Source organism: Phenylobacterium aquaticum, assembly GCF_022695515.1.
Taxonomy (GTDB): Bacteria; Pseudomonadota; Alphaproteobacteria; order Caulobacterales; family Caulobacteraceae; genus Phenylobacterium; species Phenylobacterium aquaticum.
The window spans coordinates 79,881-88,342 of sequence record NZ_JALDPT010000020.1 but is presented as its reverse complement, the minus strand read 5'-3'; the positions used below and the strand labels follow the sequence as shown (position 1 = coordinate 88,342).

The 8,462-nt window shown below is 68.0% G+C and carries 9 protein-coding genes; all 9 read left to right on the top strand.

Going from position 1 to position 8,462, the window contains the following annotated elements:
• The first annotated feature begins 256 nt into the window (after positions 1-256).
• The 9 genes from ctaD to MQH10_RS15405 all read left to right on the top strand — a co-directional run bounded on the left by ctaD (position 257) and on the right by MQH10_RS15405 (position 8,439).
• Positions 257-1,912: a cytochrome c oxidase subunit I gene (ctaD, locus tag MQH10_RS15445; protein WP_242564921.1), complete on the top strand. Its 1,656-nt coding sequence runs from the start codon at positions 257-259 to the stop codon at positions 1,910-1,912.
• An 81-nt stretch (positions 1,913-1,993) separates the two neighbouring features.
• A complete protein-coding gene (cyoE, locus tag MQH10_RS15440; protein WP_242564920.1) occupies positions 1,994-2,962 on the top strand; it encodes a heme o synthase in 969 nt (322 codons plus the stop codon).
• Positions 2,959-3,111 (top strand): hypothetical protein, encoded by a 153-nt coding sequence (locus MQH10_RS15435; RefSeq protein WP_242564919.1) that lies wholly within the window; start codon positions 2,959-2,961, stop codon positions 3,109-3,111. Before cyoE ends, MQH10_RS15435 begins: the two co-directional genes overlap by 4 nt.
• On the top strand, positions 3,089-3,742 hold the full coding sequence (locus MQH10_RS15430; RefSeq protein WP_242564918.1) for a cytochrome c oxidase assembly protein: 654 nt from the start codon (positions 3,089-3,091) through the stop codon (positions 3,740-3,742). The genes MQH10_RS15435 and MQH10_RS15430 overlap by 23 nt, the downstream gene beginning before the upstream one ends.
• A gap of 74 nt (positions 3,743-3,816) precedes the next feature.
• Positions 3,817-4,695: a cytochrome c oxidase subunit 3 gene (locus MQH10_RS15425; protein ID WP_242564917.1), complete on the top strand. Its 879-nt coding sequence runs from the start codon at positions 3,817-3,819 to the stop codon at positions 4,693-4,695.
• Positions 4,696-4,700: 5 nt separating this feature from the next.
• Positions 4,701-5,063, top strand: coding sequence for a DUF983 domain-containing protein (locus tag MQH10_RS15420; RefSeq protein WP_242564916.1), 363 nt, complete (start codon positions 4,701-4,703; stop codon positions 5,061-5,063).
• Positions 5,053-5,781, top strand: coding sequence for an SURF1 family protein (locus MQH10_RS15415; RefSeq protein ID WP_242564915.1), 729 nt, complete (start codon positions 5,053-5,055; stop codon positions 5,779-5,781). Before MQH10_RS15420 ends, MQH10_RS15415 begins: the two co-directional genes overlap by 11 nt.
• The gene (thrC, locus tag MQH10_RS15410; protein ID WP_242564914.1) at positions 5,781-7,172 is read left to right on the top strand and encodes a threonine synthase; all 1,392 of its coding nucleotides are present in this window, start codon (positions 5,781-5,783) and stop codon (positions 7,170-7,172) included. Before MQH10_RS15415 ends, thrC begins: the two co-directional genes overlap by 1 nt.
• Positions 7,147-8,439, top strand: coding sequence for a M16 family metallopeptidase (locus MQH10_RS15405; protein ID WP_419720780.1), 1,293 nt, complete (start codon positions 7,147-7,149; stop codon positions 8,437-8,439). Before thrC ends, MQH10_RS15405 begins: the two co-directional genes overlap by 26 nt.
• Positions 8,440-8,462: the final 23 nt, after the last annotated feature.

The following is an 8,462-nucleotide window of genomic DNA, read 5'->3' as shown; positions in this document are numbered from 1 at the left end:
GCGGAATAACTGGCGCCCTGGACACCGCGATCTCGTCAACTTGTGCGGATCATTGATCGGATTCTGCAGGCGGAAGCCGGAATAGCCCGAGACGGCGGCCAGGACGGGGGCGAGATCGGGCCGGGGGCGTCGGAAGGCCTGGACGTCGAAGGCGATCCGGGGGTCGCCGCGGCCGCTCCGGCCGCCGCTGCGAAGCCTGTCTCCCTGCCTGCGCCCGCCGCGGCGCCGGCCGCGAAATGATCTAGGATAGCGACCGATGGCGCATTCTGCCGCTCACGACACTCACGACGATCACGACCACAAGCCGCCGTTCCTGGTGCGCTGGCTGTTTTCGACGAACCACAAGGATATCGGCACCCTCTACCTGATCTTCGCCATCATGGCGGGTCTGGTGGGCGGCGCCCTGTCGGGCCTGATCCGCTGGGAACTGGCCGAGCCGGGCATTCAGATCTTCCGTCCCGACTCGCCGGTCCACCTGCTGGGCCTGGTTGAGCAGACCAAGCATGGCTACAACGCCGTGGTCACCGCCCACGCCCTGATCATGATCTTCTTCATGGTCATGCCGGCGCTGATCGGCGGGTTCGGCAACTGGTTCGTGCCGCTGATGATCGGCGCGCCGGACATGGCCTTCCCGCGGATGAACAACATCTCCTTCTGGCTGCTGGTCGCCGCCTGGGTGATGCTGTGCACCTCGCTGTTCGTGGACGGCGGTCCGGGTCGCGGCTTCGGCGGCGGCTGGACGGCCTATCCGCCGCTCTCGACCTCGGGCCATCCCGGCCCGGCCATGGACTGCGCCATCCTCGCGCTCCACCTGGCCGGCGCCAGCTCGATCCTGGGCGCCATCAACTTCATCACCACCATCTTCAACATGCGCGCGCCGGGCATGACCCTGCACCGCATGCCGCTGTTCGTGTGGTCGGTGCTGGTCACCGTCTTCCTGCTGCTGCTCTCGCTGCCCGTCCTGGCCGGCGCGATCACCATGCTGCTGACCGACCGGAACTTCCACACCCACTTCTTCGATCCCGCCGGCGGCGGCGATCCGATCATGTACCAGCACCTGTTCTGGTTCTTCGGTCACCCGGAAGTGTACATCCTGATCCTGCCCGGCTTCGGCATCATCAGCCACATCGTGTCGACCTTCTCGAAGAAGCCGGTCTTCGGTTACCTCGCCATGGCCTACGCCATGGTCGCCATCGGCTTCGTCGGCTTCGTCGTGTGGGCGCACCACATGTACACCGTCGGCATGAGCATCAATCTGCGCGCCTACTTCGTGGCCGCGACCATGGTCATCGCCGTGCCCACGGGCGTGAAGGTGTTCTCCTGGATCGCGACGATGTGGGGCGGGTCGATCGACTTCAAGACGCCCATGCTCTGGGCGATCGGCTTCATCTTCCTGTTCACCGTCGGCGGCGTGACCGGCGTGGTCCTCGCCAACGCCGGCATCGACTACAGCCTGCACGACACCTATTACGTGGTCGCGCACTTCCACTACGTGCTCAGCCTCGGCGCGGTGTTCGCGATCTTCGCCGGCTTCTACTACTGGTTCGAGAAGATCTGGGGCGTGAAGTACAACGAGTTCCTCGGCGCGCTGCACTTCTGGATCACCTTCGTCGGCGTGAACCTGATCTTCTTCCCGCAGCACTTCCTGGGTCTGCAGGGCATGCCCCGCCGGTATGTCGACTATCCGGAAGCCTTCGCCTACTGGAACAAGGTCTCCTCCTACGGTTACGTCGTGACCGTGGTGGGCGTGGCGGTGTTCCTGCTGGTGCTGCTGGAAGCCGCGGTGCGTCGCCGCAAGGCCGAGGCCAACCCCTGGGGCGTGGGCGCCACGACCCTGGAGTGGACCCTGTCCTCGCCGCCGCCGTTCCACCAGTTCAATGAACTGCCGGTGGTCAAGCCGGACCTGCACTAGGTCCGCGCCGCCTAGAAGTCGAAGAGGGCGCGGGCTGGGACGATCCGGCGCGCGCCCTTCTTCCGTTTTGAGAGTAGAACCATGGCGATGTCTCCCGCCGTTCCCCGCGCCATGCCCGCCCGCTGGCAGGACTACCTGCAGCTGATGAAGCCTCGGGTCATGTCGCTGGTGATCTTCACCGCGATCACCGGGATGATCTGCGCCAACGCCCCGATCAATCCGATCCTGGGCGCCGTGGCGGTGCTGTGCATCGCCGTGGGGGCGGGGGCCTCGGCCTCGCTGAACATGTGGTTCGACGCCGATATCGACGCCAAGATGCGCCGCACCCGGGGCCGTCCGGTCCCGGCGGGCCGGGTCCAGAGCGCCGACGCCCTGGCGCTCGGCGTGGTGCTGTCGATGTTCTCGGTCATGCTGCTCGGCATGACGGTGAACTGGCTGGCCGCCGGCCTGCTCGCCTTCACCATCTTCTTCTACGCCGTCGTCTATACGATGTGGCTCAAGCGCTCGACGCCCCAGAACATCGTCATCGGCGGTCTCGCCGGCGCCCTGCCGCCGGTCATCGGCTGGGCGGCCGCGACCGGCTCTGTTCCCCTGAACGCCTGGCTGCTCTGCGCCATCATCTTCATGTGGACCCCGGCCCACTTCTGGGCGCTCTCGCTCTACACCAGCGAGGACTACGCCAAGGCCGGCGTGCCGATGATGCCGGTGACCGCGGGCCCGGCCTCCACCCGCAAGCAGATCCTGATCTATTCCATCCTGTTCGTGCCCTTCTGCCTGGCGCCGGTCCTGACCGGCCTGGGCGGCGCGCCATATCTGGCGGTGTCGGCCCTGGGCGGGGCGGTGTTCCTCATCCTGGCCTGGCGGGTGTTCAAGTCCCGCTCGGGCGAGGCGCCGGACGAGCGCCAGGACGACGGCCTCTATGACGTGAAGGCCGGATCCAAGGACGCCCGCAATCTGTTCGCTTTCTCGATCCTCTATCTCACCCTGCTGTTCGCCACCCTGCTGGCCGAACATCTGCTGGGCGTCGCGCCCATGGGAGCCGTGCTGTGAGTGACCCCAATCTCGAAAGCCCCGAGGCTGCCCGCGCGCGCCGCGGCCGCAATATCGCCTTGGCGCTGGGGCTAGGACTGTTCGTCGTCCTCGTGTTCGTCGTGACCCTTGTTAGGCTTGGCGCCAATGTCGCTCAAAGACCCTTCTGATCCCCAAGTTTCCGCGCCGGCCGACCCCTCGGTCCGCCGCAACAGGATGGTCGCCATCATCTGCGGCGTCGTGTTCTTCGGCATGGTCGGGGCGGCCTACGCCTCGGTGCCGCTCTACAAGGCCTTCTGCCAGCTGACCGGCTATGACGGCACGATCCGCCAGGCCAAGGCCGCGCCGACCGAGGTGCTGGGCAAGACCCTGACCATCCGCTTCGACGCCAATGTGCACGACCTGCCGTGGGACTTCACGGCCGAGCAGACCTCCCAGAAGGTCAAGATCGGCGAGACGGGCCTGGCCTATTTCAAGGTCACCAACACCTCCGACAAGCCGCTCACCGGCCACGCCGTCTATAACGTGGTGCCCGAGCAGGCCGGCTCCTACTTCCAGAAGCTCGAGTGCTTCTGCTTCTCCGACCAGACGATCGCGGCGGGCAAGACCGTCGAATTCCCGGTCGTCTATTTCGTCGATCCGCAATATGCGACCGACGTGAACACCAAGGGAAAGGGGGAGGTCACCCTCTCCTACACCTTCTATCCTGCCGTGGGACCGAGCAACGGGGCCAAACGCGCCGATGCATCGCAGCCCAAGACGCCTTCAGCCCTTGGCGGAACGCCCAGGGCAGGGCTATAGCGTGACGCGAAATATCTTGCGCCGACTGGGGAGAGACGAGTCGGCCATGGACTTTGAGAGGGGTTAGGACCGAAATGTCTGCGGGCGACGTCAAGCACGACTACCACCTTGTGAACCCGAGCCCGTGGCCGCTGGTGGGCTCCGCCTCCGCGACCATCATGGCGCTGGGCGGTGTGACCTGGATGAAGGGCCTGTTCGGCCTGGAGAAGGGCACCTCGTGGCTCTTCTACGCCGGTCTGGCCGGCGTCCTGTTCACCATGCTCGGCTGGTGGTCGGACGTGGTCAAGGAAGCCAACAAGGGCGATCACACGCCGGTCGTTTCGATCGGCCTGCGCTACGGCATGATCATGTTCATCGCCTCCGAGGTGATGTTCTTCGTGGCGTGGTTCTGGATCTTCTTCGAGATGGCCCTGTTCCATCACCACCGCACGCTCTCCTCGATTGAGGAAGTGCGCACCGCCTGGGCCACCTGGCCGCCCAAGGGCGTCGAGACGGTCACCGCCTGGAACCTGCCGCTGGTCAACACGCTCACCCTGCTGCTCTCGGGCACCACGGTCACCTGGGCCCACCACGCGCTGCAGACCGGCGACCGCAAGGGCGCCAAGATCGGCCTGATCCTGACCATCCTGCTGGGCGTGATGTTCACCTCCATCCAGGCCTTCGAATACGCCCACATCCTCGAGCATAAGTACTTCTTCTCGGAAGAAGCCTCGAACGCGGGCCTCTATGGTTCGGCCTTCTTCATGGCCACCGGCTTCCACGGCTTCCACGTGCTGATCGGCACCATCTTCCTGGCGGTCTGCCTGATCCGCCTGATGGGCGGCGCCTTCACCCCGAAGCAACACTTCGGCTTCGAGGCGGCGGCCTGGTACTGGCACTTCGTCGATGTGGTCTGGCTGTTCCTGTTCGCGTTCATCTACGTGATCTTCGGCGGCGCCGTGACGGCCGGCTAAGGGACATGGCGACCGGTCATAATCCGTTCCTGGCGGGACTGGCCGGTCGCTGCCCCAACTGTGGCGAGGGGCCCCTCTTCGAGGGGTTCCTCACGGTTTCGAAGACCTGCGAATCCTGCGGCTATGATTTGGCCAAGGGCGACTCCGGCGACGGCCCCGCCGTCTTCGTGATCATGATCGCCGGCTTCCTGGTGGCCTTCGCCGCCCTGTTCACCGAATTCACGATCCATCCCCCCATCTGGGTGCACCTGATCATCTGGCTGCCGCTGACCGTGGTGGTCTGCCTGGGTCTGCTGCGTCCGATGAAGGGCCTCATGCTGGCGGCCCAGTTCGCCAACCGGGCCTCCGAAGCGCGGCATGACGACTGACCGGTCCAAGCGCTTCCCGATCGGCCTGACGGTCGCCACGGCCATCGCCTTCGCCATCCTGATCAGCCTCGGCGTCTGGCAGGTCCAGCGCCTCGCCTGGAAAGAAGCCCTGCTCGCCCGCATCGCGGCCCTGCAGGCGGCGCCCGCCCGTCCGCTGTCCAAGGCCCTGACCGAGATGGCCGCCGGCGGCGAGACCGACTTCACCCGCGTCACGGTCGTCTGCCCCGGCCTGCCGCGGAAGCCGTTCCTGGAACTCTACGCGGTCCGCGACGGCGAGGCCGGCCTGCGCCTGATCTCGGTCTGCCAGGTCGCGGACGGCGGCTATGACTCCATCCTGGTCGACCGCGGCTTCGTGGCCCAGACGGCGACCGGCCGCCCGCCGATCAACGCGGCTGACGCGACCCCCTTCACCCTGACCGGCGTGCTGCGGCGTCCCGACAAGCCGACCTTCGTCACCCCGCCCAACGACGTCGCCCGCAATCACTGGTACTGGCGCGATGCGCAGGGCATGGCCAAGGCGCTCGGCGCCGTAAAGCCCGCGCCCCTGGTGCTGATGGCCGAGACCCCGACCAATCCCGACTGGCCGGCCCTGGTCCCGGCCCCCGTGCCGATCGACATCCCCAATCGGCATCTGGAATACGCGCTGACCTGGTTCGGCCTTGCGGTCGCCCTGGCGGGCGTCTATGCGGCCGTCCTCTGGCGCAAGTGGAAAGATTGATGCGGTACGTCTCCACGCGGGGGCAGTCGCCCTCGGTCGGCTTTGTCGACGCGATCCTGGCGGGCCTCGCCCCCGACGGCGGTCTCTATGTCCCCGAGGAATGGCCGACCTTCTCGCACGAGGAGATCGCGGCCTTCGCGGGCAAGCCCTATGCCGAGGTGGCCACCGCCGTGCTGGGCCGCTTCACCGGCGACGAGATTCCGGCCGAGATCCTCGCCGACATGTGCGCCGAGGCCTATGCCAGCTTCACCCATGCCGCGGTGACGCCCCTGGTGCAGATCGCGCCCGGCGGCTTCCTGGCCGAACTGCACCATGGCCCGAGCCTCGCCTTCAAGGACGTGGCCATGCAGCTGCTGGCCCGCCTGTCGGACCATGTGCTGGGGCTTCAGAAGCGCACCCAGACCATTCTCTGCGCCACCTCCGGCGACACCGGCGGCGCGGCGGTCGAGGCCTTCCGCGGCCGGGCCAACACCCGCATCGTCGCCATGTTCCCGGACGGCCGCATCAGCGAGGTGCAGCGCCGCTTCATGACCACGGCTGCGGAATCCAATGTCCGCTGCGTGGCCGTGGCCGGCACCTTCGACGACTGCCAGACCATCCTGAAGCAGGCGCTGAGCGACCAGTCCCTGAAGCAGTCGGTCGGCCTGTCGGCGGTCAATTCGATCAACTTCGCCCGCATCGTCGCCCAGTCGGTCTACTACTTCACCACTGCCGTGGCGCTCGGCGCGCCGCACCGGGAGGTGTCCTTCGCCGTGCCCTCGGGCAATTTCGGCGACGGCTTCGCCGGCTATGTCGCCAAGCGCATGGGCCTGCCGATCGCCCGCATCGTCATCGCCACCAATTCCAACGACATCCTGGCCCGCGCCTTCGAGGAGGGCCGCTATGTCCGCGGCGCCGTGGCCGCGACCCAGTCGCCGGCCATGGACATCCAGTCGGCCTCCAACTTCGAGCGGCTCTATTACGAGTGCGTCCGCCGCGACGGGGTCGAGACCGCCCGGGCCTTCAAGGCCTTCAACGAGACCGGCGTCATCGACATCCCGCCCCAGGCGCTGACCCTGATGCGCGAGACCTTCACCGGCGTGGCCGTGGGCGAGGGCGACACCACCCGCACCATCGTCGCCACCCTGAACGAGACCGGTGAGCTGATCGACCCGCACACCGCCGTGGCCGTGGCGGCCTTCCGCCGCCTGCGCGACCACACCGCGCCGGTCGTCATCCTGTCCACCGCCCACGCCGCCAAGTTCCCGGAAGCGGTCCACGCCGCCACCGGCGAGACCCCGGCCATGCCGCGCAAGGCTCAGTCCCTGGCTGGCAAGCCGGAGCGCTATGACCGCCTGCCGGCCGATGCGGAGGTCATCAAGGCCTATGTCCGCGCCTTCGCGGAGGCCTGAGGCGGGCTTGGCCAGCCTTCACACCCTCAAGAACGGGGTCCGGGTCGTCTGCGATCCGATCCCCGGCCTGCAGACCGTGGCCCTCTCGGTCGTCGCCGGCCGCGGCGCCCGGTTCGAGGACGCCCAGCGCTCCGGCTGGTCGCACCTGCTCGAGCACATGGTGTTCAAGGGCGCGGGCGACCGCTCCGCCCGCGAGATCGTCGAGGTGATCGAGGCCGAGGGCGGCCAGGTCAACGCCGCCACGGGCTATGAGCGCACCAGCTTCCAGGTTCGCGCGCTCGCGGGCGGACTGGACCTCGGTTCCCACGTGCTGGCCGACCTGGTGCTGCGCCCCAATCTCGATCCCGCCGACCTCGCCCGCGAGAAGCAGGTGGTGGGCCAGGAGATCGCCGAGGCGGCCGACACCCCCGACGATATCGTCTTCGAAATGGCCCAGGCCGCGGCCTTCGCCGACCAGCCGCTGGGCCGCTCCATCCTGGGCACCGACGCCTCGATCGCGCCCGCCACGCCCGAGAGCCTGGCGGCTTGGCGCAGCGAGCTCTATGCGCCACAGACCCTGATCTTCGCCGCCTCCGGCGCGGTCGACGAGGCCGAGGTGCTGCGCCTGGCTGAGCGCGACTTCGGCCAGGCCACGGGCGAGGGCGCCGCGGAGCCGCCCGCCGCGGCCTTCACCGGCGGCGCCGTGGTCGAGGCCAAGCGGCTGGAGCAGGCCAATCTGGTCTTCCTGCTGCCGACCGTCGGCGTGCTGCACGAGGACTATTTCGCGCTCCGCCTGTTCGCCGAGATCCTCGGCGGCGGCATGGCGTCGCGCCTGTTCCAGGAAGCCCGCGAGAAGCGGGGTCTGGCCTATGCGGTCGACGCCTATGCCGAGACCTATGCCGAGACCGGGGTGATGGGCGTGTTCGCCGGCTGCGCGGCCGGCGACGCCGCCGAGCTCGCCAAGGTGGCGGCCGGCGAGATCATGGGCCTGGCGGAGCGCATCGCGCCCGCCGAACTGGCCCGCGCCAAGGCCCAGCTGAAGTCCGGCCTGTTCATGGCCCGCGAGTCGCCCCTGTCCCGCGCCGAACAGGCCGCCGGCCAGGTCCTGCTGTTCGGCCGGGTGCTGACGCCCGAGGAAGTCGCCCGCGACATCGACCGGGTCGAGGCCGCCGATCTCGTCCGCATCGGGACCGGCATGCTGGCCTCCGGCCGCGCGGCGGTGAGCGTGCTCGGCCCCAAGGCGGCGCTCAAGGCGGCCGAGGCCTTCCCCCGCGCCCTGTTCGGGTGATTTCCGCCTATTGACGGGCGCGC

Bases quoted from the DNA above. Each gene is read 5' to 3' on its own strand.
- MQH10_RS15420 (WP_242564916.1), top strand. From the start codon at position 4,701: ATGGCGACCGGTCATAATCCGTTCCTGGCGGGACTGGCCGGTCGCTGC.
- thrC (WP_242564914.1), top strand. From the start codon at position 5,781: ATGCGGTACGTCTCCACGCGGGGGCAGTCGCCCTCGGTCGGCTTTGTC.
- MQH10_RS15430 (WP_242564918.1), top strand. From the start codon at position 3,089: ATGTCGCTCAAAGACCCTTCTGATCCCCAAGTTTCCGCGCCGGCCGAC.
- MQH10_RS15415 (WP_242564915.1), top strand. From the start codon at position 5,053: ATGACGACTGACCGGTCCAAGCGCTTCCCGATCGGCCTGACGGTCGCC.
- MQH10_RS15425 (WP_242564917.1), top strand. From the start codon at position 3,817: ATGTCTGCGGGCGACGTCAAGCACGACTACCACCTTGTGAACCCGAGC.
- ctaD (WP_242564921.1), top strand. From the start codon at position 257: ATGGCGCATTCTGCCGCTCACGACACTCACGACGATCACGACCACAAG.
- cyoE (WP_242564920.1), top strand. From the start codon at position 1,994: ATGGCGATGTCTCCCGCCGTTCCCCGCGCCATGCCCGCCCGCTGGCAG.
- MQH10_RS15405 (WP_419720780.1), top strand. From the start codon at position 7,147: ATGTCCGCGCCTTCGCGGAGGCCTGAGGCGGGCTTGGCCAGCCTTCAC.